Origin of the sequence: Methylobacterium sp. GC_Met_3, from assembly GCF_026540775.1 — a bacterium.
In the GTDB taxonomy this organism is placed as follows: Bacteria; Pseudomonadota; Alphaproteobacteria; order Rhizobiales; family Beijerinckiaceae; genus Methylobacterium.
In genome coordinates this window covers 1-1,159 of sequence record NZ_JALNUL010000155.1, presented here as the reverse complement: position 1 = coordinate 1,159, position 1,159 = coordinate 1, and the positions used below count along the sequence as shown (strand labels likewise).

Below are 1,159 nucleotides of genomic sequence, written 5' to 3'. Positions count from 1 at the left end.
CGACGTCTACAAGCGCTTCGGCCGAGGCACCGCCAAGGTGACCTACCGCACCGTCGACCTGCCGAACGGCCGCGTCGACGTGATCTACCAGATCGACGAGGGCGATAAGACCGGCATCGTCTCGATCAACTTCGTCGGCAACAACGCCTATTCGGAGCGGACCCTGAAGGGGCTGATGAGCTCCTCGGAGATGAACTTCCTGTCGTTCATCAAGACCTCCGATGTGTACGATCCCGACCGCATCACCAACGACCTGGACCAGGTGCGCCGCTACTACCTGAAGAACGGCTATGCCGACTTCCAGGTGGTCAGCGCCGATGCGCGCTACGTCGAGGGCGAGACATCGGGCTACGTCATCACCATCACGCTGAACGAGGGCGAGCAGTACAAGGTCGGCGCGGTGCAGGTGAATTCGCGCCTGCCCGGCGTGAGCAACGCCAACCTTGATCGGGATATCGCGGCTGCCGTAGGCGATGTCTACAACGCCGACGACGTCGAGAAGACGCTCACCAACGTCACCCGAGAGGTAAACCGCGCAGGCTACCCGTTCGCGCAGGTCCGCCCGACCGGTCAGCGCGATCCGGCCAGCCATCAGGTCTCCCTGGGCTTCGTGGTCGAGGATGGCCCGCACGTCTACGTCGAGCGCATCAACATCCGCGGCAACACCCGCACCCGCGACTACGTCATCCGCCGCGAGCTCGATATCGCCGAAGGCGACGCCTACAATCGCGTGCTCACCGACCGCGCCGAGCGGCGCCTGAACGGCCTGGGCTTCTTCAAGAAGGTCCGCTTCTCGAACGAGCCGGGCTCCGCGCCCGACCGCGTGGTGATCAACATCGACGTCGAGGATCAGCCCACGGGTTCGTTCTCGGTGGCGGGCGGCTACTCCACCCAGGACGGCATCATCGGCGAGGTCTCGGTCTCCGAGTCGAACTTCCTCGGTCGCGGCCAGTATGTCCGCCTCGCCGGCACCGGCGGCCAGTACTCGCGCGGCGTCGATTTCTCGTTCACCGAGCCGTACTTCCTCGGCTACCGGCTCGCCGCCGGCTTCGACGCCTTCTACAAGTACTCCGACCTGACCCGGTACTCGCGCTACGAGACCACGGTCTATGGCGGCCAGCTGCGCCTCGGCCTGCCGATCACCGAGGAGTTCGGCATC

General features: G+C 65.1%; 1 protein-coding gene. It reads left to right on the top strand.

Annotated elements, in window-relative coordinates:
- The coding region (gene bamA / locus OXS27_RS32260; protein WP_267361735.1) for an outer membrane protein assembly factor BamA at positions 1–1,159 on the top strand (1,159 nt) is incomplete at both ends.